Source organism: Enterobacter sp. PL_is514 (assembly GCF_055816715.1).
In genome coordinates this window covers 388870-414187 of record NZ_JBVPGN010000027.1, presented here as the reverse complement: position 1 = coordinate 414187, position 25318 = coordinate 388870, and the positions used below count along the sequence as shown (strand labels likewise).

Below are 25318 nucleotides of genomic sequence, written 5' to 3'. Positions count from 1 at the left end.
TGTAAAGCCGAATGGTGATTGCACTTTAAACAGGCTGACTTAGTTGTTCCTTAGGCCAAGAGATATAAGTGGAACAGTCTCATCCTGGCTGATATGAATCGACACGGTATCGGTAGTCAGCTTTTTAGCGGCAATTTCTGCTTCTCGCTCATAGCGGACTTTGGGACCTTGCTTTCTGTCCGCTAGGTGCCAGGAGCGGACATTGCTAACATCGTGCTATGTTAGTTTGCGGGGAGCAGGTCATTACCTCTCATTACTAATTATATTTTTCAATGTTCAGGTTTCCAACTTTGGGAATCTTCGATAAAAAAAGGAACTTTGGCGGTAAATAAAAACATGATAGTTTTATGGCTGATAGAACAACTCTCACGCTTAAAGTTAATGAGTGAACTCAGGAATAGTAATGATTGATGATATCCGTTACCTGATTGTTTTTGCAAAAATTGTACAAGCTGGATCGATTTCAGGTGGCGCAGACGCTTTAGGGCTCACTACCGCGACAGCAAGCACACATCTGTCTAAGCTGGAGAGAAATCTGGGAAGTGCTTTGCTATACAGAAACACGCGAAAATTATCGCTGACCCATGATGGGGCAAGTTTGCTCGAAACTGCAAACTCTATGCTAGAACTGTATGAAAAGGGGTTTATCGAGTTTAAACAGCGTTCTATTTCAACAAGTAATAAGCTGAATCTGTCAATTCCTGCAGTTTTTATAAATAGTGTTTTTACTCGTCATCTTGCAGGATTTATAAAGGAACATCCGGACGTTTCCCTGAGTATTTCTTATAGCGACACTCGTAAAGATATTATTGCCGATAGTATAGATGTTGCATTTCGAATTGGCGAACTGCCCGACAGCACACTCAAAGCACGGCATCTTTTTGTATTACCCCGACACGTTGTTGCTTCAAAGAAACTTCTTAGCAATTATCAGCCTATCAACCATCCTAATGACTTAGAAAAAATGCCCTGGATTGGTCTGAGCATGCTGAAGGGCAGTCGAGAGTTCAGGCACAAAAATGGAGAGATAGCTTTAATTAAGTATACGCCAACGGTGTACGTTGATAATGTCGAGGCTGCCTACACTCTAGCAAAACATCAGGTTGGAATCGCAGCCCCTCCTTGCTATCTCAGCAAAGAGGATATTAAGCGAGATGAAATACAGTTGGTTCTCCCTGACTGGTCATTGGAACCACTAAAAGTCTATGCAACCTGGCCTTCTAATATATCTACCAACAGTGTCGCTTACACGTTAATTAATAATATTTACAACTCCTTTGAATTCAAAATATTATGATTAATTTAAGGCTTCAATAATGTAAAAGATCAATTCCAGCCAGTAAGGGAAAGTGGCTTATTGAGCCAGAAACATGTAGAAGGCAGTGGTAATCAGTATCCCACCCATGCAGAAATTAAATGCACGGATGCGTCCAATGCTATTAAGCAATGTTGAGATGTTCTTTCCAAGGACAGCCCATGCAGCTAAAGAGAGGTAGCAAACGATAAAATATATTATTATGAAGATTATTAACGAAGTGTTATTTGATGGTTCAGAAAATAATACCACTCCGGATGCGCAGGCAATCCAGGCTTTTGGGTTGAGCCATTGAAGTAAAAAACCCTGAGTGAAACTAGGCGCCTCTGATTTTGTTAATGATAACTCAGATCTTGATGATGCTATCTTATAACCTATGTATATTATAAAAGCTGAGCCAGCCACGTTGAGATATTTGAAGAAAAGTGGATATTTCTCAATGGAAGCGTAGAACCCAAAACCAATGACTATAAGTAATAGAGTAAATCCTATTGTAGCACCTGAGACGAATGGGAAAGTTCTTCTGAATCCATAGCTCGCTCCAGATGATATAATGACCATATTGACTGGCCCTGGAGAAATTGACATGGTAAGGGAGAACAAAAACATTGCTAATATTAAAGTCATTTTCTCTCCATATGCGTTATATAATAAAGCGTTTTTATTGAATGACTACATTCCTGACTATCCTCATAGTCTATCGTAAAAAACAGGCAGATAAAGTAGGATTTCTAAAAGAGTGTATTTGATTTTTTCACATAATCTTTTAATAATGTCGGGGATTTAACCAGCCAATTATTATTAGCAAGTTCCTCATGTTCAGCTACCAACTATTACCCTTTGGGATTCATCTAATGAATGCAGCATAATGTCCGCTCTTCGCTCATAGCAGACGTTGAACTATCCAGTAACATGACTTGAATGATACCTGGTGGCTGTTTAAGTTTGCAACTATGTACCGCATTTGCCTGAGAAACCATAGCCACTGGTTCATTTTCTGACGTCGTTCAACTGCCACACAAAGTATTGTTACGGCTTCTCCTCTTTTAAAATCCCGTAGACATGCTCCTCAAGGTTTGAAGGCAGGTCATCATTAAATTCGTCGAACAGGTAAAGCAACTCGGGAGAGCCCTCTTTATCATAGAGATCATTTCCGGGTACAGCTGAAGTTTCAGTGATAGGGAATGCTGTTTTGGATTTCTTCTTCAGGTCTTCTTTTTTGGCTTTTCTGCGTTTCTTCTCGGCTGCGTTGATGTAGGTAAAATTGTCAGAACATGTCAGGGTTCGTGCACCTGGAATAACATTATAGATTTGGGCCTGAAGGCGAAAGAAAGCCAGATAATCTTTGCGGTTGTTTTCGAATTTCCTTTCTTCTGATAAGACCAACGAGATTGGGTCTGAAAATTGACCAACATCGGTTACTCGGTCTGGCCTGCGAATAAATAGCCCACTGTTTTCTGGAACAGGTGGCCGGGAAGCATCCTTAAAGCAATAATATCCAACCTGCTCACCAGATTTGTTTTCTTTCTTACCCGATTGCACCCATTTCCTGTAAATGTCTAATGAGACAAAGCTGTCTATCCGACTGTCTGGATGCTTTTTGAAAAAGAAATTCACCAGATAGAAAGGCTCAAATCTAGCATTTATCAGTATCACTCGCGAATAACCACAGGCGGCTTTATAAAGCGGATCCGCATTTATCCTTTTCCTCATCAAGGTAAAGCGTCGTTCAAGTTCAGCGAGTTGTAGTCTGAAACGAGAGTCATCTTTTTTAATCCGTATGTTCCGCATCTTCTCCCCTTTATCAAGAGGTAAATAGAAACTCAGAGTCAACATTTCAACCTGACGATGCTTTCTTACAACGTTCCGATAGTTCTCGCAGAGATAAGATAATGCCTTTTCTTTATCAGATATCGCTTTTAAAAGCGCATCTCTCCACTTTTTCTCTAACTGTTCGCTGTGGATTGGCTGAGAATCACGAAACTTCATCTTCGGTCTTCTAAACTCTTGCCCATCGCTGGTCGCCTGGTTCAGATAAAGTTTGTCCAGCATATCGAACATCCTGAAGCTAGCTTTGGATTTTTCTTCCTTATCTGGCCTTTCATCCTCCTCCAGACGCTCGAACCCAACAAAGAAATATTGATGGCTGATTTCCCCCCACCTTTGGTTAGGACTCTCATAGGCCAGATCTTCCCGGCGTAAGTCAAACACTCTAAAGTCATCCTTCAGGCCTGCCATCCCTCGCTCCTCCCAACTCGCTGCAACATCGAAATTGTCACTCGTCCGATCACACAATTCTCACACTTAAACTATACGAATTTTGACGTTTATCATGTTTGTTTTTTAGTATGAAATGGCTCGATTTTAATACAATAAATCGTCGTCTTTTATGATGTATATCGTCGTTTTTTAATTATTTTTCTCACTTTCATTAGCCGTTAATACTGGGTTTTATGCCCAAAATGCTCTGCAAACTGCCTTCTCCGCCTCTTTCTGGCCTATTTATCACAGCAGTATAACGAAGAGCGGCTTAGACTCGTCTCTCTTATGCTGCTGAGTCAGGTCCTGGGAAGAGTCTGTAGTTGGTAAGATAATTTAAAAATCATCTGGTCAAAATTGGCGAAGGTGCCGACAAGGTCAACGCAATGAGATGAGCAAATGCTCCTTCCTTGAAGTGCATGAGCATGGGGCCGAAATCAATTAATTAAGGAATAAAATGATATTTTATAGAGAAGCACTTTCGTAGCCCTCCACTCCCATGAGCGATGCCCTGGCACGGCAATCATCAGGGTACCGCGATACTTACCGCTCTCCTGCACCCATTTCAAAACTGACGCCAGTGTCCATTCCCATGACGATTACACTCACATGGAGAATCAGACATGAGCTACCACGACACGACCGATATCAATCTCAGTTACGTTCAGCACACAGCCCTGAGCCGAAAGCTACGACGACATCAGGACCAGTTATTTGAGCGTTATTCCAAGCTACTGATGCTACGGGTGGACTTCTCTTACCTTCAGGACAGCGATTCACATGGTCAGGGAGATATTCATTCGACAGTAGCGGATATCACGTTACTGATTCAACGCAGCGGGGATATCAACGGGCTGGTGGGTTACGCATGGGTACTGGAACAAACTGAACAGCATGGTTTTCACATCCACGCCGCGTTTTACCTCAACGGTCAGAAGCATCGCCAGGTCTGGACTGTCTTTGAAGCACTCAGGGACACTTGGAAGTATGTGACATGGGGAGAAGGACACACGCACCGTTGTGAGCCTAAAGAACATTATCGCGTGCGAGGAGAACGGGTGACCTCTTATGACGATGCCAGGGGCCGCAGAGGTATGCAGTACATCCTGAGCTACCTCAGCAAGCAGGCACAGAAAAGCCTGGGGGTTATCTGCCAGTTGAGTAAAATTCCTGCGCCACGGACAGCAGGCAGGCGGCGAAAAGCCAGTTAAAAATTACGCCGGTGCCACATCGTTTGAAGGAGTCTGCGCTCACCATACCTGGCTCCTTCTCCCATTCACTTAAGGAGAAAAACGATGACCACACCTGCCAGCCTTCTTACCGACAAATTTGTCGATATGGCGTTTATCACACAACTCACTGGCTTAACGGACAAATGGTTCTACAAACTGATTAAAGACGGGGCGTTCCCAAAGCCCATTAAGCTGGGCAGAAGTTCTCGCTGGCTTCAGAGCGAAGTGGAAGCCTGGCTACAGCAACGCATTGCACAGTCCCGTCAATAACCTGTCGAACGCAATCACATTCCCCATTTGATTTAACACCACCAGTCGTATGACCTCCACTGCTGCCCTCCTCGGGACGGCTTAGCTCTGCGCGTCATACGGCAAAGGACTAATACTATGACGATATACGCCAAATCCTTTATCGGCCTTGACGGCAATCAGCGTCTCACGGGCGCAACCACTGCACAGCTTCACCCTTATGACCGCTACACCTGCCACCTCTGCGGCAGCGCTCTGTTATTCCATCCTGAATGGGGTACTAACCGCCCGTGGTTTGAGCACACATGGGAAAACCTGACGGAGAACGGACGCCACCATTGTCCCTATGTACGCCCTGAGTCTAAGGAAGCCAGGCGGGTGCGCATGCTGCGTCGCTATGTGCCGGATGTCTTACCGCTGGTGCGCAAGGCCGAATGGCACTGTTCTGGCTGCGACAGCGATTACTACGGCGAACGGTACTGCATGACCTGCCGCACCGGTGATTACAGCCGGGCGCACTCCAGTGCAGCAGACCAGACTGCGGAGGTGACGGGATGCGCATACTGAAATGCTTTCTGGCAAACAACATATACAACAAGTATGTCACTGCTAAGGAAGCCGCTGAAGCCTCCAATACCAACGAGCACTGGACATGCGCCAGCTGTGGCTGCAGGCTAATATTACATAAAGGGGATGAGAAAGAAGGCCCTTGGTTTGAGCATATTCAGCACTCGATATCTCACCATAAACTAATGAAGTGCGCCTGGGTGGACCCAATGGAGAAGGAAGCTGCCCGTATTAAAAAATTGCGGCAGATCACTTATGCGATCGATACCTCGACCAGCCCGCCTACCCACTGGTTCTGCGTTCTTTGTAGTGAAGATTACGTCGGTAACAAGCATTGTAAAAAATGCCATTCTGGAATTTACAGCGTTGAGCGTACTGCTAACAAAGCGCTCTTGTTACCTGAGTAGGCGAGTAAGTTTAGCCTTCTCCTCTCTTACTTTGTTTGGAGGCCTATCCAGATAGTGGTGATTGATGATTAAAAGCTGAAGCTCACCTTTTTTATTGGTATTTTGTTCACTACTTTGAAAGGCCACGATATTTATATACCAACAACCTCAAGGTGAGCTTCTTACTTTCATCGTTGTTTCAGAGTGATCCTTCGTCTGGCATACAACGCATCCAGAGATAGTTGGAACTTATAATCCCCAGCCTTCAGCTTTCTCGATTTAAGCATCTTCATCGTAACGCCGCCGATCTGCCCTGCTTCCACCCTTCTCTGAATCTCACCAGCGCTCAGCATGAGCTGCTGCTTCAAAATCGACAGCAGACTTACCTGGAATGAACGAGAGATCCTGACACTAACGTGGATCCGCTGGTGGGCGGTGATGCTTAACGGCCAGCGCTCCTGAACGTGAAAATCAGGCCGACCCGATAGCTCGGCGTTGTTCCGCTTCAGCGTCGCGATATCACAGGCAAAATGTTGAACCGTGGCGGCATCGTTGCTCATCAGCCGATGATAAAGCTGGCGGTCAATTTTGCTGACGTGCAGACGAGAAAACAGGGAGATATTCCAGGTGTAATCGCAGTGTGTGCATTTATAGATACTCCATACATCCAGCAACTTCTTTTGAGAATTAACCCGAAAAGCACCTGACGGCGTGAAGTCCCGTTTAATTTTGCATGAAGGGCACCGCTTCGCGATGCACTGATACCCCACAGGCGTGACGGTCCATGTAACTTTCATAACGTACCTTTTTTAACCCATACAAAATCGGATCCGTACTGAACGGACCATGAATTTTTATGTATGAAAAATATTTAAGAGATACTTTTCAGTGGGTTAAAAAAAGATTTCCAACGTTACAATCCTGTAAATGGTCAACGAGTTAAGTCGAGCCTATCAAAATAGCGCTTATCGGGTAAATGAGCTCAATCAATGTTCATAGTGGTTCCGTTCCATCAGGAGCTGTTGATCTGACCCGTTAAAGACCATGCAGTAAGTTTGTATGTTTAGTAGACAATCAACTGACTGAAGGAGCATATGATGACACAGCACAAGTGGTTTAATCAGGCCTGCGGAATGGCGATGTATTCAACCGATGCACAAAGTGCCAGTGATAAATATTGTGCGTACTGCAGCGACAGCAACGGCAATCTTAAACACTGGTCATAGGCGATACAGGGTTGCCTTGATTGCTGGCAAAAAGTCGGGCACAAAAGCAGGCAAAATGTTACCTGACGACAATGCCAGCCTGGGAATTTCCAATCTGAATGATTATCAGCAGGTGGCCCTTAACCGGGCCAGCCTGCATTTCGATTAAACTTTCTCTACAGGGAACTGTATTTCAGTCATCCACTCTGCGGAGTCTTGTTTGTTCCAGATGCCGTCGATGTAGCTTTCCCTTGGTGAATTTGTTAACAAGTAACCATTGTCTTCAACCCATTGCATAAGGTAAATGTAAGCATTTCTTAATGAATCATATGGTCCCTTGTGTATTACAGTTACAGCTGTTATGGCAGGGATTATCTGGAAAATAATATTTCCTTCATTTTTACCAAAATCATTAACAGCTTCGCAGAACTCCACATCCATGCTTTTCTCTTTATACTCTTTATCATGATAAAGAGTGAAACAATAAGCCGGGGTAGTTAAGGTTAAACCTGGATTTGCCTTCATAACCTCTCGTCCTATAGGCGGAATTAATTTGATATAAGAGGAAAAATCAGGAACAATGAAACGCTTGGAGTAAACAATACATTCCGGGATCTCTTTCAAAACAGCTTGATATAACATAATTCTTTCCTTTTTTTTATGTTGCAGATAGTGGTTAATTCGGGAGAGCATATCGTTCATGTCTCGAATTTGTTTCTGTATTTCAAGGCGTCGCCGTTCAATTATATGGTAGGAATTTTCATCCTGAGTAAGAGTAACTATTTCAGTTATTGTAAATCCAAGCTGACGTAAACTCGCAATCTGATGGAATTTCATTAATTGATCAGAAGTATAAAATCGATAACCATTCTCAGGATTAATATAGGCAGGGACAAGTAAACCGATTTCATTATAGTAATGAAGCGTTTTTATCGTCACACGGCAGATCTTTGAAAACAGCCCTATTTGATACATGTAACTATCTCCCTGAATGAATAAGTGGACCTTACAGTCTTACCTTACAGGAGAGTCAACAGCAAACTGACGCGTCTTACGTTGAGCCATCATTACAGTACTGGTTAATCATGCTTATTAAACCTGAGAATCTCCTGACCGGGATGAGACTGCATTGTGGCTCATCAGAAGGAGTTATCTCTCCAGTTCTCATAAGCACCTATTAATTAGCATTTCTGGATAGTTCCGAATTTGTTATTATTCGAGCGCGCATTATTCGATTAGTATTTTTTAAATAAACGCTAAACAACCTCTTATTTGATATGGATATACCGTTTTTATCCGTTAACCTGTTCTGGCTAACAAACGAACAGTTCTACAGGAGGACGCTGTCAATTCGGTAGGAAAACGGTTAGCCACTTGTGGCTTGTTTTTACCGCCTCGACCGTTACGTTAGCTCCACGGCAATTAACCTTACTCATAAGTGCCTTGGTTGTGGAATGATTCTTTTTTCATTGTTTAGCAGCCTGTGCAGGGGGCTCTTTTCAGGAGGCAGCATGCCACTCAATAAAATGAAGCGTCATGCCATACTCCACACGCTCTCTATACCTGAACGTAAACTACGCCCCGTAAAATGGCTTGCTCTTATCTCATCCCTGCTCGTTATATTACAACTGACAATTGAGAGCCTGGTCATAAGCGAATAACGGAATAGCAATTTCTGTACAAAGACCAAATCTGGAATGATTTTCTGATATCTGTCGGGTTCAGAGCACAAAACTTAACGTATTTTTTTTCAACAACACAAGCATTACGTAGAGTTGTGCCTCTGTTGAGTTTCACAGGTAAAGACCTGACTGACAGAATCTGAATAAGGAAATGAACCATGGATAACTATACGCTGCATCGTGGCAGACTTATCGACCATATCCAGCTCGTGGTAAACGACTTTGCCGCAAGCAAAACGTTTTACACTGCTGTTCTGGCGGAACTTAAGATCCCCATGGTTATTACCGATGACGATTATATCTGGGCTGACGAACTGGTCATTTCGTCAGTAATAAGTTCGGAGTCTGGCGGAGTGCCTACAGGACGGCACCATCTGGCCTTTCAGGCCGCAGACCGTGAATCGGTGAACGCGTTTTACCACGCAGCACTAAATCATGGCGGACGTGATAACGGCGCACCTGCCGAACGAACCTATCATCCCGGATACTATGCCGCTTTTGTTCTGGATCCGGACGGTAACAATATCGAAGCTGTTTACCATGGTGAGGGCGATCGCAGTGCCCGCTCTGTAAAAATCAGCTTCACTGCCTGAGAAAACAGGGTGCATATTTTCCCCCTGTAGCTCCCGGTAACCGCAATGGAGAGCTTTATCTATGACCGTTATTCCGGTACCAGCCATCGAATGCAGCATTACGGAGCTGTGCCGTATTCTTGCAGACAGCTTTGATGAATCATTGACACCGTTTGCGTTGCCCCCGGAAATGTTTGCGTCACGTTTCATTTCCGAAGGGTTGAGCCTTGAAGACTCCTTTGTCTGGCTGGTCAATGATAACCCGGCGGCAATTGCCATCGTAACCCGAAGAATGGACAAGGCACGTCTTGCGGCATTTGGTGTGTTGCCCGAGTACCGGAGCCAGGGACTGGCAAAACAGATGCTTGCTCCTCTGTTTACCTCCTTAAAAGAGAAAAAGTTATCCAGCGTGAGGCTGGAAGTGATGCGCGGAAATACCCGGGCCATCGCTCTCTATCACGCGCTCGGTTTTCAGGTACGCCGACATCTGTGTAAATACCGGGGAGATCCACAGTCTCGTCTGGAAATACCTTCAGGGGATATGGAATCCAGGACTGTTGACGACTTCCTGCGTACCGTCTGGTCTGCGCCAGATGATGATCTTCCCTGGCTGGCCAGTCCCCTGCCGCTCCTGACTATTCCCTGCGACATCCTCAGGGATAACGAACATGCATGGTGTGCTGTCGCGGAGTTCATGGGCCAACCTCAGATCCGCTGTCTGTTTGTTGAACCGGCGTATCGTTACCAGGGACGGGCTAAAACAATGCTGAAGAAAATCAATGCCAGATGGCCTGGCATAGGTACATCAGCCGCTATCCCAGAAACGCTGGCACCATTATTTACTACGGCGGGTTATCAGGCTGAACCGTTATGCCAGTTTGAGATGGAGCTGACATTTTAGCTGCGTTCCGAATGACAGGAGAACAATGATGAGTTGCAAGTTTGAATGGCTCAATGAGCCCGCCGTATGGTGCTACGAAAATAACGCCCTGTCGGTAATCACAGATGAGCATACTGATTTCTGGTGCCGTACCTGGTACGGATTTGAGCGTTTTACCGGCCACGTCTACACTACTGATTTAACAGGTGATTTTACTTTTCAGGTCAGGATCCGTGCAGACTTCACCACACTCTATGACCAGGCCGGAATTATGATTATCTCTGACGAACAGCACTGGCTCAAAGCTGGCATCGAATTCAACGATGGAGCACCTGCAATCGGGAGTGTACTCACGCAGGGATATTCCGACTGGGCTACAGGACTCTTTCCTGGGGATCCGAAGGAATTCTGGCTGCGTCTGACCCGTAAAAAAGATGCGTTACGACTGCAGTACTCCTCAGATGGACAGCACTGGCCATTACTTCGCTTATGCCATTTCCCTACGGGCCCTGTCAAAACGGGCATCATGTGTTGTACACCTCAGCGCAAGGGATTGGAGGTAGCATTTCTTGATCTCAGACTGACTCCTGCGATGGATAAGGAACTGCACGATCTAAGTTGATAATAACCATTCAATAATAAAAACGGAGAACCCGTTTATGAAGCCATTTTTGGGGAGCCTTAGCAGGTATGGCAGCATACTATTATTTCCACTGGCGATGATCATCTACGATTTTTCAGCCTACCTGACAACGGACCTTATTCAGCCGGGCGTCATTAACATTATAAATGAGTTACAGGCGGATGTTACGCTGGCTCCAGTATCAGTCAGTTTGTATATGGCAGGCGGACTGGCGCTCCAGTGGCTCCTGGGACCTCTCTCCGACCGGATTGGTCGCCGCCCCGTCCTGCTCACTGGTGCAATCATCTTTGCCCTGGCATGCCTGAGCATGCTGTTTGTCACCTCGATCGAACAGTATTTTATTGCCCGTTTTATACAGGGAACCAGTATCTGCTTCATCTCCACCGTGGGTTATGTATCAATACAGGAGGCCTTTGATGAAAAGGATTCCATCAGGATCATGGCTGCGCTGACCTCTGTTGTTCTGCTCGCCCCGGTTATCGGGCCGGTGGCCGGGCGCTGCGGGAGATGGCAAAACGCGAGGAGGTGGTGCTGGCCACCAAGTTTCTGCCACGAACCGCTGCCCAGATAGCCGAGGGGATCAGCGGAAAAGAGGCGATAGCCCGCTCGCTTGACCAGAGTCTGCGAAACCTCGGGATGGACTACATCGACCTCTACATCTACCACATCTGGGATCACAACACCCCGGTTATCGACGTGCTGGAGGCGCTGCACGCCGCCGTGACCGCCGGCAAGGTGCGCGCGATTGGCATTTCCAATTGCTATGCCTGGCAGTTGGCGAAGGCGAACGCCCTTGCTGAACGCGAAGGGCTGACGCCCTTTGTCTCCATGCAAAGCCATTACAACCTGATTATGCGTGAAGACGAACGAGAACTCTTCGGGCTGTGCGCAGAAGATAATATCGCCATGACCCCCTATAGCGCGCTGGCCAGCGGCCGTCTCTCGCGTTTAGAAGGCTACACGCGGCGAGCGGTGGAAGATGATTATGCCCGGGGGAAATACGACGGCACGGCAGAGCAGGATCGGATCATTATTGCGCGCGTCGCCGAACTTGCCGAACGGCATCAGGTCTCCATGACCGAAATCTCGCTGGCCTGGCTGCTGACTAAAGTCACCGCCCCGGTGGTCGGCGCCACGCAAAAGCACCATGTTGACGGTGCGGTCAGCGCCGTGAACCTGCGGCTCAGTTCTGAGGAGATCCGCTATCTGGAAGAGGCCTACCAGCCGCACGTTCTCACAGGCGTGATGGCGCAAAACACGCCGCAAGCCAAAGACCATCATCAGGTGTGGACGCGGTAACCCTCTGTCCTGTTCAGCAGGGAGAATAAAACATGAAAAACGTGATTGCCGCGGCAGCCTTGTCGCTTGTGCTGTCTGATTTTACTTATGCCAACGAACAAAGAGATGAAGCTATGATGAAAATTACCCCCTCCACCCTTGTGGACGCTGATATTCACGCGGTCTCACCGGCGCTGGCACGCTTTGGTCGAGAAGCAATTACTGAAGATCTGTGGACACGCGAAGCCCTCTCGCCCAGGGACCGTAGCATCGTGACCGTAGCCATGCTGATTGCCCGCAACCAGCCAGGCGAGCTGAAGCACTATATTGCCGTTGCGCTCGATAGCGGCGTGACGCCAGCGGAAGTATCAGAGATCATTACCCATCTGGCGTTCTACTCAGGTTGGCCCAATGCAATGTCAGCCGTCAGCGTGACCAAAGCGATCTTTGCAGCCCGCGGCATCACGGCAGAGGCCCTGCCCGCCGCCTCGCCAACGCTGCTGCCACTCAATGAACAGGTAGAGAAACAGCGTGCAGAGACCGTGGAAAAAAATGTCGGCCCCATTTCGCCTGGCCTGGTTAAATTTACCGCCGACCCGCTGTTTCTCGACCTCTGGCAACGGCCCGCGCTTACGCCCCGCGACAGAAGTCTGGTGACGGTCAGCGCGTTAATCGCCGCCGGACAGAGCGCGCAGATTGGCTACCACCTGAACAGAGCCATGGATAATGGGCTTTCGGCTGAAGAGGCCGGAGAAGTAGTCGCCCAGGCGGCGTTCTACGCGGGATGGCCAAATGCGTTTACCGCCGCCCCGGTGGTCGGCGAGGTATTGCGATCGCGCGAAAGCAAAGCTGAATAAAAAAGAATAAAGGACAGGGAAGCTGTCCTTTATTTATCGTTAATTGTTAATTTAAAGGTACCACGAGGGCTTCCGATTAGGTCTCGCGGAAAGAACATAAACGGTCTATCGAAGTATGGAGACTTCGATCGTGAGTCTGTTCACATCGCTCATTGAGAAAATTGCCGTTCCGTATGCCGTCATGAGTCTCATGAAAGCAGCGATCGCTGTGGCGAGACGGTAGCGCGGACATGTCTATTTGGTCAGAGATGGGCATCTCAATTTAGTTACTACACCGCTACTTCGCTTGATGTATTTTATATTAAATATCAATGAATTGAATTATTCATTTAATATAAATTGATGTTATAGCAATCGCTATACAGGCTCCTTAGTCATGACTGACCTCCCCACACCGCATATCGCAAGAATTTGCTCTCTCAGCCAGCGGTGACCGGGGTCGCGTTCCATTCTTGGGTGCCACATCTGCGATACCGTAATACGACGGCTTTTGAACGGCAGCTCGAAAACATGTACCTGGTCCGTTACCTGCTGATTGAGTAAATAGAGTGCGGGTATCATGGCGATAAGATCCGATTCCAGCGCCACGGACAGGGCTGTCGGAAATCCCGGTACGACGCTCGCAATTTTACGTTTTGTCCCCAGTTCGGCCAGCGCATCGTCGACGGATCCGTGCAACGCGCCATCGGGTGACGCTACCACATGGCCCCAGGCGACATAATCACCCACGCCTATTTCTGCCTGCTTAGCCAGCGAGTGCCCTTTACGCACGACGCCAACAAACCGATCCTCAAACAGTCGTTGCAGCCGTATTTCTGGCCCCATATTACTCTGAACGCCAATCTCCAGATCAACCAGCCCTTCCCGAAGATAGCGCGACGTTTTTTCCGGCTTAGGCGCGAAGCGTATACAGACATCCGGCGCGGCGTCGGCAACCGCTGCTATGAGCGCAGGCCCAAACGCCACCACAAAGCCATCGTTTGCCCTGATGGTAAAAAGACGCGCCAGACTTCGCGCGCAGAACGTTTCCGTTGAGGGCTGCAATACTGCCCTGGCCTCGTGCACTGCACGCCTGGCGCGATCCCGGGTCGCTTCGGCCCACGGGGTCAGTACCATGTTACGCCCGGCGCGCACCAGGATCGGGTCTCCTGTGACATCGCGTAACCTGCTTAATGTCCGGCTCATGGCCGAGGTGCTGAGGTTCAGACGACGTGCCGCACCTGCGACACTCGCTTCACTCAGCAATATGTCGAGTGCTACCAGCAAATTAAAATCGGGATCAGACATTATCCTTCCTCCCAGTACATTAAGATAAGGCGTTTGATGCAATAATAAAGTGAAAGTAGTGCGCCTTCCGCCCAGTAAAAGCCATCTTTATAGTTTTGTCATCCATACACTCTTCTCAGAGGACAAATGATGACGCTCTTTTCCAGCCAACCCGGCGACGAAGGACTGCCTGGCCCGGCGCGTGCACGGGTGATGGCCGCAATAATGACCACCACCTTAATGGGCGTGTTTGATGGCACCATGATCAACATTGCCCTGCCCTCAATGGCTCAGGAGATGCAGGTACCTGCCAGTATTGCCGTCTGGTTCGCCAACGGGTATCTGCTGGCGGCTGCGATGACGCTGGCGATATTCGCGGCGCTTGCGGCCCGTCTGGGTTATCGCCCCGTATTTCTGGCGGGCCTGACGACCTTTACCCTGACATCACTGGGTTGCGCGCTGGCGAATAAGCCCGAAGTGCTTATTGGTATGCGCGTGCTTCAGGGGATCGGCGGCGCGGCGACGCTGAGTATTGCCCCCGCAATACTCAGGTCCGTATTTCCCGGACGATTACTTGGCCGCATTCTGGGGTTCCATGCCCTGCTCATTGCCTCCAGCTCCGCTATCGGCCCGGTATTGGGCGGTACGATCCTTCACACCCTGAGCTGGCAATGGCTGTTTGCGATAAACGTTCTTCCCGGCACCCTCGCCTTACTGCTGGCGGTCAGAGCGCTGCCGCGGGATGCGATCCCTATGCAGGCGCCCTTCGACACCCTGGGCGCCATATTGTCGGCGCTGCTGTTGGGTTCGACGATCATGGCGGCGAACAGCCTACAGAACGCTACTTCTCAATTCGGCAGCCTTTGCTGGATGGCTCTCGCTGCGCTGAGCGGCATGGCTTTTATCTGGCAAATCCGCCGCACGGATCATCCCTTACTGCCGCCGACCATGTTTAAAAATGAACGTTTTACCCTCGCGGCCTTCACGTCGATGGTTGCTTTTGTCAGCCAGGGGATCACCTTTATTGCGCTACCCTTCCTGTTTCAGAGCGAATACGGCTACAGTCCGGTAGTGTCTGCCCTGCTGTTTACGCCGTGGCCGTTAGGGATCGTGCTGATTGCGCCGCATGCAGGCCGTTGGGCGGACACGATATCAGCCCCGGCGATATCCACCCTGGGGCTGGTGATTTTTGTCATCGGTTTGATCCTGCTGGCGACGTTACCCGCCGGCCCTTCAATGTGGGATATCTGCCTGCGAAGTCTGGTGTGCGGAATAGGGTTTGGCTGCTTTCAGAGTCCCAATAACCGGGAAATGCTCTCAAACGTTATTCGTGAGCACGCGAGTTATGCGTCCGGTGTTTTATCCATTATGCGCACTTTCGGGCAGTGCCTGGGAGCCGCCGCCGTAGCCGTTCTGCTGGCAGCAGATGAAAGGTCAATTCATGTTGCGCTGTGGAGCGCTGCCGCGGCCTCTGCGGTATCGGTCATCGTCAGCGCGAGCCGGTTGCGTAAAATTACTCATCCTGCGGAAACAGGATAAATGCGAAAATATCACTAAACGCGACTACTCCAGCGCCAGCAGCGCAAAACGCTGATCCCGCAACCAAAGTGGAGTCCTCCGTCGGTCTCCATTATTATCGCTACCAGGTAAGTTATCAGGCATGGCCCGGTTTAAAAAGATAGGCTGACAGTTCTGCTGCGGTTATATCAAACTCGAGTTGCTGTATTAAATCTGCCATTTTTTCCTGCAGTATCACGATCAATCTGATTCTGTACTTTCTGGAAAGTTGGACAGACCCCGCCCCAGTAGACGATCCTGCCCTATAGAGGCTACTGAGTTTCTGCGTGAGTTTCAGAAAAGCCCTCCATCACGGGGGGGCTACCGACTCGTTAAAAGCTATTCTGCTCAAAAAGCGATTTTAGATATACGATTTCATCATCACTGAATTCTATCTGAAACTTTGTCTCGAGCGCGTGCAACTCTTTTGAGAAAACCTTCAATACCGGATCCCTGGAAAACGCTTGATTCCCGGCTCGGGTTTGACGGACAGGAGCAGAAGCTGGTCCATCAGTCAACTTTTTATCGATAAGACAGGACAGATGCATGGCAATCCCGATATGAGCGTTAGCCGTCAGGTTAAGCCCCTGCGCTTCCGAAATTTTCAGCACGGCTTTACGCACTTCAGTAACAACCCGGGAAGCACTGGTGTTTTTCAGTAACCCGTTGAGGGGTTCAACCAGCAGAACATAGGTGGTTTCAATGTCGATAATCGCCTGAAGAGTGGTAATGTTTTCTTCCCACAATATTTCATCGAGACGCAGGGTACGCCACTGACTCGGGATTGGAATATTGGTAATAACCGAAACAATATCGAACACATACGATGTGGACTTCAGCCGCTGAGCAATATCTTGTTTGTCGGAAGAGATAATCGGAATAATTTCGAGAATATTGGGTTTGTATGTCAGGCGGTTTGACAAGCTGGTCAGGGTTTCCGGCAGATCCTCTTCTGAGGAAGAGACCATTACAATAGCCAGTTTCTTCGTCTGTCGGTTAAATTCACTCTTAGCGCGGTAGGATTGATCCAGAAGATAGTTCACCCCCAGGACTTCGTTATAAATTTCCTCAAGTGGCAGGCCTAGCATCGCTTTCTGAACGGCTTCAATAACATGCATGGTACTGACCAACTGCATGGTCTTAGTCCTGACCCCACACTCACGCAGGATCACTGCACCAAAATTCGACAGTGACCCCATATCCACCAACAGGAAAAGGTCAGACTTGACCTCCCATGTTTTGATATAGGCAATAATCTGTTCAAGGATAATTTGCGGCTGGACTTTCAGCGAAAGATTAAACCCTTTAACATATTCCACGTCCAGTAACTCATTGACTGTATCGGCCATAGAAGTTGCTGCACTTTCCCCGTGCATAATGAGCATAACCCTCACCTGCTTCGCGCGCAGCACTTCACTATCTTCATAATGGATGAAGAGCATGGTCAGAAATGCCGCTTCATCGATAGGCATGGAGATGTCCACCTTTTTCTCGATAATGCGCAGGCAATCCAGAGCCACGTTAAATTCACGGTTATGTTTTATCCTGATGTCATTCAGTCGAGGATGAGTGATCAATTGGTCAAACTTCAGCCGGTTCAGGGTTTTCTCAAGATGGATACTGAGGGCATATTGGAAATTGATGTCAAAGGTTTTCTCCAGTCGTTTCTGGCTGAGCTGTATGATCTCATCAGTGAGTTCAGAAATTGTACCGGTAACGTAATCCTGAATGGTTTTGATATCGTCCTTACTCTTGATCATACTGAGTTTGGTCGCATACAGGCTCTGTAGGTAGGAGCTTTCCGGCCCGGCACCAAAGAGTGTACTGAGCTCCATTTTCTGCAATGTTGTCCCTTTCTGCTGCTCATCCAGAAAGAACATATTTTCGTTTTCAATATCCCCACTGGGATGAAAAACGGTGAATTTGGTTTTGCCCCCTAACAGTTCGTTCCACAGCTTACGGTGTTCGGTTTCATTGAGCAGAAAGGCGCTGACGTGCTGAGGAAGATAGTCACTGGTGATGGTGATGATTTCGCGAATACCAGTGACGTAATCGACGTACGCTTTGGCACAGGCAGAACGCAAATCAGCGCGCAGCTGGCCGATATTGTTCGGGCAGTCATAGATGTAGAAGGCCCGCAGGGCATTACCGGAGATGCTGATGCTGCATTGTATCGATTTTGATTCGGTCTGCAGGAATGAATGGACCAGTTTAATCCGCTCCTGCAGTGTCCGTTCCCTCAATACCGGCAAACGGATGGTTATGGGAAAACGGCGGGTAAACGTACGGAGAAGGTGTGATTCAGGGGTTTCCGTCGTCGCCGCAATGATTTTGACGTTGGCAGTACGAAGGGCATCAGCCTCTCCAAGACGCCGATAGACTCCCTTATCCATAAAGGTAAACAGCATTTCCTGCCCTTCATGTGGCAAACGATGGACCTCATCGAGGAACAGGAAGCTATTATTCGCCTTTTCAATCAGGCCGATTCGGTTCTCGTCAATCCCCGTATAGGCCCCCTTTCGCGTGCCGAACAACTGGGCGATAAGCAACTGTGGGTTATTCGAATAGTCCGCACAGTTAAAGATGATTAGCTCTGCTTCAGCAGGGATGATGTTGTTGTGCTGTGCATACGACACGATTAACTCGGCAAAGAGGGACTTACCTACACCGGTTTCGCCGAGGATCAACATATTCATGCCGTCTGGCGGATACAGAACGGCCGCGCGAGCCTGCTCGATGGCCAGCTTCAGGCTGGGGTTAAGCTTAAGGTGGGCACCCAGGATATCTTTGCGGGATTCGTTCAGCACAACCTGCTGTACCACAGGTTGAAACAGAACCGGTTTTCCACTTTTTTTCCGGGCTTTTCCCTGCAGTACCAGCTTGTTCAGTTCATGGCTGACATTTGAACGACCAATGTTCATGGCGTCGGCGATTTCTTTGGCGCTTACTCCATTTTCGCCGGCTAACTGTTTCAGTTTCGCATAAACATCATCTATTCGCATGAGCACTGATACCCGTTACAAATTAAATACATACCGATTATTTTATCACATAGCCAGAACGGCTGAAAAAAAAGAAGCATTGCAAGCAATGCTTCAAAATCCTTCCAACTTGACTTCGTTAAGATTACTTTTTAGCCACTAACTTTCCATCAACGATTGCTTAGTACAACTGTAGATACAGCGCTTTCACGGTTGCTTCGTCGCAGTCTCTCGGGTTGCCCGGGGTACAGACATCGGCAAAGGCGGCTTTTGCCAGTGCATCTGCATCTTCTTCCTTCATGCCCACATCACGCAGACGCTCCGGGATGCCAATGTCTTTATTCAGCTTCACCACCGCATCCACTGCGGCGTTACGCGCATCCGGCAGCGTCAGGTCATAAGCGTTTTTAACACCCAGAGCGAAGGCGATATCGCGATATTTCTCTCCGGTGTGTTCGGCGTTAAATGCCATGATATGCGGGAGTAATACCGCGTTAGCCACCCCGTGCGGGGTGCCGTAGAAAGCGCCCAGCGGGTGCGCCATACCATGCACCAGACCGAGACCCACGTTCGAGAAGCCCATCCCAGCAATGTACTGGCCCAGCGCCATACCTTCCACACCGGAGGCGATCCCTTTAACCGAATCACGCAGAGAACGGCCAATAATTTCAATGGCCTTGATATGGAACATATCTGTCAGTTCCCAGGCACCGCGGGTAATGTAACCTTCAATAGCGTGAGTCAGGGCATCGACACCCGTTGCCGCTTTCAGACCTGCTGGCATGCTGGACATCATCTCCGGGTCAATGACGGCGATTACCGGGATATCGTGCGGGTCAAAGCAGACAAATTTTCGACGTTTTTCTTCGTCGGTGATCACGTAGTTGATAGTCACTTCCGCTGCAGTGCCGGAGGTGGTCGGAATGGCAATGATCGGAATGGATGGGTTACGGGTGGGGGCACCACCTTCCAGCATGCGGACATCGGTATATTCCGGGTTAGCCATCATCATTCCAATCGCTTTGCAGGTATCCTGTGGCGAACCACCACCCACGGCAATCAGGTAATCCGCACCGGCCTGTTTGAAAGCCTCCACTCCTTTGTGCACCACGTTTACGGTCAGATTTGGTACGACTTCATCATAAATCGCATAGGCCAGACCGTTTTCTTCCAGTAGCGCGGTAATTTTGGTCGCCACATTGAATTTAATCAGATCTTTATCTGTCACAATCAGCGCTTTAGTAAAACCACGCTTTTTGATTTCGTCCACAATTGAACGGATGGCACCTTTACCAAAGTAAGAGGTTTCGTTGAGGATCATTCTGTTGATCATGTTTTTCACCTTATACCAGAAGACAGACTAAGCGTCGTGTTCGAATGAATTTTCGCCGAGTGAAAATCACTCAACTTGGACCTGATAATTGTGTTACGGATATATTCCGTTCTTTCTGGTGTCAGCAGAAAAACTGAATCATCCCCTGTCGCCACAACCGGCAGATAAAACCGTTTGAGTAAATTAATAAAAAAAGCCTTGTCACCAAAAACCTTGAGTTCCAGCGGCTTCAGTAAATACCCGGAATCATTGAAGGATGAATACAGGGATTTATTGTCAATAATCAGTGCATTTCCTTCGACCATGGATGGGTCGCATTTCGTCAGCACTTTCCAGTCTCGCGCCGTGGTCAGAACGGTTTTCCAGCCATAACGCTTAAAGCCATCGATGGCAAAATTAAGGCGAAACAATTCCGACTGCTCGATAATGCTTCTGGTGCATTTTTTAAAGAGGGCATACAGCACTTTTTCCAGATTGGCTGCTATCCCTTCCGCCCGGGCTCTTTTTATTAATCCGGTTAATTCTGGTGCGATACTTTTAGGAAAACGTTTATCTTTCCAGGCTTTGTTCAGCCAGTTCGAAATAAAAACGTGTTCACTCACCTGATTTGTTGCTTTACCTTCCTGTCTGGCTAGGCCCAATGCCACCAAGGCACACCAGGCGAAGTGACCTAACTGGTCGGTGGTTTGTGATTCAAAGGTATCCAGCATTTTAGTGCCCCCTCAGTACTCAAAAGGGAGGGATTCCGGCGACCGGTCAGAACCGGAACCCCTTATGGTTTACTTATTCCAGATTGGCATGACGAGCAAACATGTCTTCATACTCGATTCCTTTGCGACGCATGATGGTGAGCACGATGCTGTCGCAGGTCAGGAACAGTAACTGTTCAAACGACGACCCCAGAGGCTGGATAGTTGGGATCCCCTTCCCTTCACCACTTTTGCGCGTCGAGCCCGGCAGTTTGATGACGGCGCTGGCCAGCTTGCCAATGCTTGAGTCGTCATAGATGGAGATCAGAGCAATCTTCGCTTTCTGGGCAACCGCTTTCTGCGCCATGGAGACCAGACTACCGGTTTCACCCGAGCCGGAGCCAATGATCAGCAGGTCACCTTCTTTCGCCGGCGGCGTGATGGTTTCGCCAACAAGATAGGTCTCATAACCGAGGTGCATCAGACGGTTCGCGAAAGCGCGGATCATAAACCCTGAGCGACCGGCACCTGCCAGAAACAGTTTGTTTGCTCCTTCAATTTCAGCAATCAGCTTGTCGACGTCAGCCTGATTAACATGTTCAGCCAGACCAGTCAGCTCCTGCAGAATTTCACGTAATTCTTTCGCCTGCATAATCAAGCTCCCTTACGCATTGCCGCTTTGATAGCAGCAGCTTCTTTTGCAGGATCAGGGTTGTGAGTGATGCCTGAGCCTACAATGATGATGTCGGGATTCAGAGCTACATATTTTGCGACCGACTTAGAGTTGATACCGCCGGCAACAGAAATTCCAGCTTCACGAGTGTGCTCAACCATTACACGCAGATCTTCGATGGGCTCGCGTCCTGCGGCCTGTTGGTCAGCACCGGTGTGAACAGACAGAATATGGGCTTTGACTTCTTCCAGCTGGCGGATACGTTCTGGCATGTTTGGTACGCAAATCATGTCAACAACGACTTTTTTGCCCATTTTGTTTGCAATATCTACACAACCTTTCACGGTCAGGATATCGGTGACGCCCAGAACGGTGGCGTAGTCCGCACCCGCCTTGAATGCCATTTCAGATTCGTAGTAACCGGCATCCATGATTTTCAGGTCGGCCAGCACCTCCAGTTGCGGGAAACAGCGTTTAATTTCGGTAACCGCCTTCAAACCTTCGTGGATAATAAACGGGGTACCAACTTCTACGATGTCAACGGACTCTTTTACTTTGTCCAGGAATAACAGCGCTTCGGATAACGGCATTTCGTCCAGTGCTAATTGAAGTTTCATTTGTGCCTCTCTTATTTCTGCAGTTCTTTAAAAGTCAGGAAATTTTTAACAATCTGTTTTGCCAGCGGCGCTGTGGCAGGGATGTTTGAATATTTCTCGATTGCAGCTTCAATGCCGTTCTCCGCAATAGCTCGCTGCAATTCAACCGCCTGTTCATCTTCTTCGTTGACGAAGGCATAAGCGGCAGCGATCACTTTCGGGTACAGCTGTTCTTCACCGAACAAATTCCAGTATGCTTTCGCTGGGGCTACCAGACGGTCGGTGTCGTTCACCTTACGAATCGGAGAGCGGCAAACGCGACGGGTATCATCTTTCACGGTACCGGAAGTCCAGATGGCAATGGTCTTTTTGATGTAGTGCTTCATCTCATCTTCACCAAAGCCATATTCTTTGATCATGACCTGTGCCGATTCCCACATCAGATCTTCCACCTGCTTAACGATTTCGGCATCGGCGAAACCGTCCTGTACATACGGGTAGCCTTTCAGGTAGCTGAGGTAACCGGCTGCAGCATGTCCGCAGTTCACGACATACAGTTTGCGTTCAATGAACGGCTTCAGGGTTTCCACATAGTCTGCACCCTGGATAGGCTGGCTTTTCGGATCAACCAGCGCGCTGCTTTCGATCATCAGCTCACAGTTGGAATCGATATCAAGACAGGTTTCACCGTTACGAACGTTGGTCAGCGCCAGACGGTCAACGGAGGTGTTCACAAAGTTACTGACCTGATGCAGCTCTGCGTCAGTAATGATGCCGGTGTTAACCACTTCACGACGCAGGCGATCGGAGGCAAACAGGGCGTTTTCACAGGCCAGGACGTTGATTTTCGGCTGACCGGAAACCAGACGCTGTTTCAGACCTTTCGCCACCACGGCTGCGATTTTCGGCAGGTTATCTGCCCACACGGAGGTGGTGAGAATATCGCACTCTTCAATGGCCTTAATAGCTGCATCCTGTTCGTCTACCAGGTAAATACCGGCGACGTTGGTGACTTCACGTTTTGAATAGCCTTTATCGATCCAGTAAAAGTAATAGCTTCCGTTCTTGTTAATCGCGTCAATCATCGGCTTATTAACGTCGAGGAACGTAATGAAATAGCCTGAGTTATTCAGCAGATCACCGATAAAACCGCGACCGATGTTACCTGCACCAAAATGGACAGCTTTCATACCAACTCCTTCTGAAATATTTCGAGAATTTCTTGAGCACTTTTCGCCTGCAGGATCTCGTCAACGTTCTCCTGCTCTGAACAAATCATTGCAATCTGACCCAGGATGTCCATGTGCTGGCCATCCCGGCCAGCAATACCAATAATCAGTTTGGCGACATCGTGTTCGGAGTACTGAACACCTTCAGGCACCACGACCACAGAAATCCCTGATTCTTTGATGAAACCTTCGCTTCCGGAAATCCCGTGTGGCACAGCAACATTATTTCCTACGTAAGTCGAAATAACCGCTTCGCGCTGTAACATACAATCGACATATTCCGGAGCAACGTAGCCATTTTCTACAAGAATACGTCCGGCTGCCTTTATCGCTTCATCACGATCCTGGAATGAGGCGGATAACGTAATATTGTCAAGTTTTAAGATTTCCATAATTATCCTTATGCGTTGTTTTCTTTTACCTGGTGAATAATTTCGTCGTACTGTGTTGCTTCCACAAAGTTACGGATACCCATGAAAGAAACATTCGGTCTGCTGACATTGGATTTCGCCCGCTTCATTAAGTCGAAGTGCGTAATAATGAGATCCACGTCGTCAGGCAGATTACTGATGGAAGCATTTTTGACTTCGACACCTTCAATCTGCGCCTTTTTGAGGCGGTTACGGAGTACGGATGCCCCCATCGCACTGGAGCCCATTCCGGCATCACAGGCCACGATGATTTTCTTGATCTTCACACCAGGCACTACCGTATTCTGCGCATCTACAGCTGCAGCAGCAGGCGTGTTTTCAGAAACTTCCACAACATTCTCAGCTGTCGCTGCGGCGGCCAGTTCCTGTGCTTCCAGCTCCGCATCACGGCGAGCATCCATTTTCAACAGGGCACCGGCAATGGCCATGGACACCAGGCAGCCAATTCCGTAACCAAGAATGTTGGCGATGAAGGACCCTTTCGGTGTCATCATCAGGAAAGCGATGATACTGCCCGGGGATGGGATACCTACCACACCACCGTCCATCGTCTGGAAGATGAACAGGGAAACCATGCTGCCGACGATTGGCGCGATGATCAGTTTTGGTTTCATCAGGACGAACGGGAAGTAAATCTCACCGATACCGCCAATGAAGTGGATAAGCGCAGCAGGTGCGGCTGATTTTCTCGCCATGCCGCGACCAAAGAACATGTATGCCAGCAGGACACCCAGTTGCGGACCACCGTTCGCTTCCACGAGGAACAGAATCGACTTGCCGTGTTCTACCACCTGCTGTATACCCAGCGGCGCCATGATGCCGTGGTTAATCGCGTTGTTCAGGAACAGAACACAGGCAGGTTGAACAAAGATCGCGGTAAACGGAATCAGACCTTTATTCAGCGCCCAGTACACGCCCTGTGCTAGCGTGGACAAAATGACAGAGAAGATGGGTTCAACAACCGCATAACCCGCCACCATCAGCAGCGCGGCAACAATACCGATACTGAAGTTGTCGATAAGCATTTCAAAGCCAGGCTTCACCTTTCCTTCAAACAGCTTATCCACTTTCTTGATTATCCAGGCCGCCAGTGGCCCCATCACCATCCCACCAACCAGCATGGTAATGTCGGAGCCAATCACAACGCCCATGGTGGCTGCGGCACCAATAACACCTCCGCGTTTACCATAGACGTTATACCCGCCGGTATAGCCAATCAGCGCAGGTAATAAATAGGTGATGGTCGGTCCTACCAGTTTGGCCAGATATTCATTCGGGAACCAACCGGTCGGAATAAACAGTGCAGTAATGAGACCCCAGGCAATGAAGACACCAATATTTGGCATAACCATTCCACTGAGGAAATTCCCCATTCTCTGTATTTTAACTTGCAGAGAAACTTGTTCTTTGCTCATGGCTTAATACCCTTGTAAGTGTA

General features: G+C 48.5%; 23 protein-coding genes and 3 pseudogenes. 13 read left to right on the top strand and 13 right to left on the bottom strand.

Going from position 1 to position 25318, the window contains the following annotated elements; all coding sequences use genetic code 11:
* The first annotated feature begins 403 nt into the window (after window positions 1-403).
* On the top strand, window positions 404-1297 hold the full coding sequence (locus tag AC0TNG_RS06180; RefSeq protein WP_032705636.1) for a LysR family transcriptional regulator: 894 nt from the start codon (window positions 404-406) through the stop codon (window positions 1295-1297).
* A gap of 57 nt (window positions 1298-1354) precedes the next feature.
* On the opposite strand, the gene AC0TNG_RS06175 is transcribed toward AC0TNG_RS06180, so the two are convergent.
* Window positions 1355-1942, bottom strand: coding sequence for a LysE family translocator (locus tag AC0TNG_RS06175; protein WP_032705635.1), 588 nt, complete (start codon window positions 1940-1942; stop codon window positions 1355-1357).
* Between the two features lie 402 nt (window positions 1943-2344).
* The gene (locus tag AC0TNG_RS06170) at window positions 2345-3553 is read right to left on the bottom strand and encodes a hypothetical protein (protein ID WP_208692434.1); all 1209 of its coding nucleotides are present in this window, start codon (window positions 3551-3553) and stop codon (window positions 2345-2347) included.
* Between the two features lie 644 nt (window positions 3554-4197).
* Here AC0TNG_RS06170 and AC0TNG_RS06165 point away from each other — a divergent pair.
* The 4 genes from AC0TNG_RS06165 to AC0TNG_RS06150 all read left to right on the top strand — a co-directional run bounded on the left by AC0TNG_RS06165 (window position 4198) and on the right by AC0TNG_RS06150 (window position 6029).
* Window positions 4198-4785: a YagK/YfjJ domain-containing protein gene (locus AC0TNG_RS06165; protein WP_248165645.1), complete on the top strand. Its 588-nt coding sequence runs from the start codon at window positions 4198-4200 to the stop codon at window positions 4783-4785.
* An 84-nt stretch (window positions 4786-4869) separates the two neighbouring features.
* Entirely contained in the window at window positions 4870-5076 is a 207-nt protein-coding gene (locus AC0TNG_RS06160; protein WP_101880614.1) for a helix-turn-helix transcriptional regulator, read from the top strand.
* 117 nt (window positions 5077-5193) lie between these two features.
* On the top strand, window positions 5194-5622 hold the full coding sequence (locus AC0TNG_RS06155) for a zinc-ribbon domain-containing protein (protein WP_236948525.1): 429 nt from the start codon (window positions 5194-5196) through the stop codon (window positions 5620-5622).
* Window positions 5610-6029 carry a putative zinc ribbon protein gene (locus tag AC0TNG_RS06150; protein WP_236948526.1) on the top strand — a complete coding sequence of 140 codons (420 nt, stop codon included), beginning with the start codon at window positions 5610-5612 and terminating at the stop codon, window positions 6027-6029. Before AC0TNG_RS06155 ends, AC0TNG_RS06150 begins: the two co-directional genes overlap by 13 nt.
* Before the next feature lie 167 nt (window positions 6030-6196).
* Here the strand turns inward: AC0TNG_RS06150 and AC0TNG_RS06145 are convergent, their stop codons facing one another.
* Window positions 6197-6805, bottom strand: a complete 609-nt coding sequence (locus AC0TNG_RS06145) for a DUF1062 domain-containing protein (protein WP_236948527.1) — start codon at window positions 6803-6805, stop codon at window positions 6197-6199.
* Window positions 6806-7105: 300 nt separating this feature from the next.
* Here AC0TNG_RS06145 and AC0TNG_RS06140 point away from each other — a divergent pair.
* Window positions 7106-7332 (top strand): annotated as a pseudogene (locus tag AC0TNG_RS06140) (hypothetical protein).
* Between the two features lie 46 nt (window positions 7333-7378).
* Here AC0TNG_RS06140 and AC0TNG_RS06135 read toward each other — a convergent pair.
* The gene (locus AC0TNG_RS06135; RefSeq protein ID WP_236948528.1) at window positions 7379-8188 is read right to left on the bottom strand and encodes a MerR family transcriptional regulator; all 810 of its coding nucleotides are present in this window, start codon (window positions 8186-8188) and stop codon (window positions 7379-7381) included.
* 865 nt (window positions 8189-9053) lie between these two features.
* Here AC0TNG_RS06135 and AC0TNG_RS06130 point away from each other — a divergent pair.
* The 6 genes and pseudogenes from AC0TNG_RS06130 (at window position 9054) to AC0TNG_RS06105 (ending at window position 13125) form a co-directional block, all read left to right on the top strand.
* Complete coding sequence (locus tag AC0TNG_RS06130; protein ID WP_236948529.1) at window positions 9054-9488, top strand: VOC family protein; 435 nt, start codon at window positions 9054-9056, stop codon at window positions 9486-9488.
* A gap of 61 nt (window positions 9489-9549) precedes the next feature.
* Window positions 9550-10368: a GNAT family N-acetyltransferase gene (locus AC0TNG_RS06125; RefSeq protein ID WP_236948530.1), complete on the top strand. Its 819-nt coding sequence runs from the start codon at window positions 9550-9552 to the stop codon at window positions 10366-10368.
* 28 nt (window positions 10369-10396) lie between these two features.
* Window positions 10397-10969, top strand: coding sequence for a DUF1349 domain-containing protein (locus AC0TNG_RS06120; protein ID WP_236948539.1), 573 nt, complete (start codon window positions 10397-10399; stop codon window positions 10967-10969).
* 37 nt (window positions 10970-11006) lie between these two features.
* Window positions 11007-11486, top strand: a pseudogene (locus AC0TNG_RS06115) (MFS transporter); the annotation flags it as partial.
* Window positions 11480-12289: pseudogene (locus tag AC0TNG_RS06110) on the top strand (aldo/keto reductase); the annotation flags it as partial. The pseudogenes AC0TNG_RS06115 and AC0TNG_RS06110, both read left to right, overlap by 7 nt.
* A gap of 32 nt (window positions 12290-12321) precedes the next feature.
* A complete protein-coding gene (locus AC0TNG_RS06105) occupies window positions 12322-13125 on the top strand; it encodes a carboxymuconolactone decarboxylase family protein (protein ID WP_044613476.1) in 804 nt (267 codons plus the stop codon).
* 357 nt (window positions 13126-13482) lie between these two features.
* On the opposite strand, the gene AC0TNG_RS06100 is transcribed toward AC0TNG_RS06105, so the two are convergent.
* Window positions 13483-14412, bottom strand: coding sequence for a LysR family transcriptional regulator (locus tag AC0TNG_RS06100; protein ID WP_032755477.1), 930 nt, complete (start codon window positions 14410-14412; stop codon window positions 13483-13485).
* Window positions 14413-14541: 129 nt separating this feature from the next.
* On the opposite strand from AC0TNG_RS06100, the gene AC0TNG_RS06095 reads away from it, so the two are divergent.
* Window positions 14542-15930, top strand: a complete 1389-nt coding sequence (locus AC0TNG_RS06095; RefSeq protein ID WP_046881969.1) for an MFS transporter — start codon at window positions 14542-14544, stop codon at window positions 15928-15930.
* 350 nt (window positions 15931-16280) lie between these two features.
* Here the strand turns inward: AC0TNG_RS06095 and AC0TNG_RS06090 are convergent, their stop codons facing one another.
* The 8 genes from AC0TNG_RS06090 to AC0TNG_RS06055 all read right to left on the bottom strand — a co-directional run bounded on the left by AC0TNG_RS06090 (window position 16281) and on the right by AC0TNG_RS06055 (window position 25295).
* Window positions 16281-18950, bottom strand: a complete 2670-nt coding sequence (locus tag AC0TNG_RS06090) for a sigma-54-dependent transcriptional regulator (protein ID WP_473713190.1) — start codon at window positions 18948-18950, stop codon at window positions 16281-16283.
* A gap of 160 nt (window positions 18951-19110) precedes the next feature.
* The gene (gene fucO / locus AC0TNG_RS06085; protein WP_473713191.1) at window positions 19111-20262 is read right to left on the bottom strand and encodes a lactaldehyde reductase; all 1152 of its coding nucleotides are present in this window, start codon (window positions 20260-20262) and stop codon (window positions 19111-19113) included.
* Between the two features lie 5 nt (window positions 20263-20267).
* A complete protein-coding gene (locus AC0TNG_RS06080) occupies window positions 20268-20972 on the bottom strand; it encodes a DUF2913 family protein (protein ID WP_151085496.1) in 705 nt (234 codons plus the stop codon).
* A gap of 73 nt (window positions 20973-21045) precedes the next feature.
* Window positions 21046-21603 carry a 6-phospho-3-hexuloisomerase gene (gene hxlB / locus AC0TNG_RS06075; RefSeq protein WP_064172019.1) on the bottom strand — a complete coding sequence of 186 codons (558 nt, stop codon included), beginning with the start codon at window positions 21601-21603 and terminating at the stop codon, window positions 21046-21048.
* Between the two features lie 2 nt (window positions 21604-21605).
* Complete coding sequence (gene hxlA, locus AC0TNG_RS06070) at window positions 21606-22241, bottom strand: 3-hexulose-6-phosphate synthase (RefSeq protein WP_061376392.1); 636 nt, start codon at window positions 22239-22241, stop codon at window positions 21606-21608.
* Window positions 22242-22252: 11 nt separating this feature from the next.
* Window positions 22253-23410: a mannitol dehydrogenase family protein gene (locus tag AC0TNG_RS06065; RefSeq protein WP_139396732.1), complete on the bottom strand. Its 1158-nt coding sequence runs from the start codon at window positions 23408-23410 to the stop codon at window positions 22253-22255.
* A complete protein-coding gene (locus AC0TNG_RS06060; protein WP_064172017.1) occupies window positions 23407-23841 on the bottom strand; it encodes a PTS mannitol transporter subunit IIA in 435 nt (144 codons plus the stop codon). The genes AC0TNG_RS06065 and AC0TNG_RS06060 overlap by 4 nt, the downstream gene beginning before the upstream one ends.
* Before the next feature lie 8 nt (window positions 23842-23849).
* Window positions 23850-25295: a PTS mannitol transporter subunit IIBC gene (locus tag AC0TNG_RS06055; protein WP_139396729.1), complete on the bottom strand. Its 1446-nt coding sequence runs from the start codon at window positions 25293-25295 to the stop codon at window positions 23850-23852.
* Window positions 25296-25318: the final 23 nt, after the last annotated feature.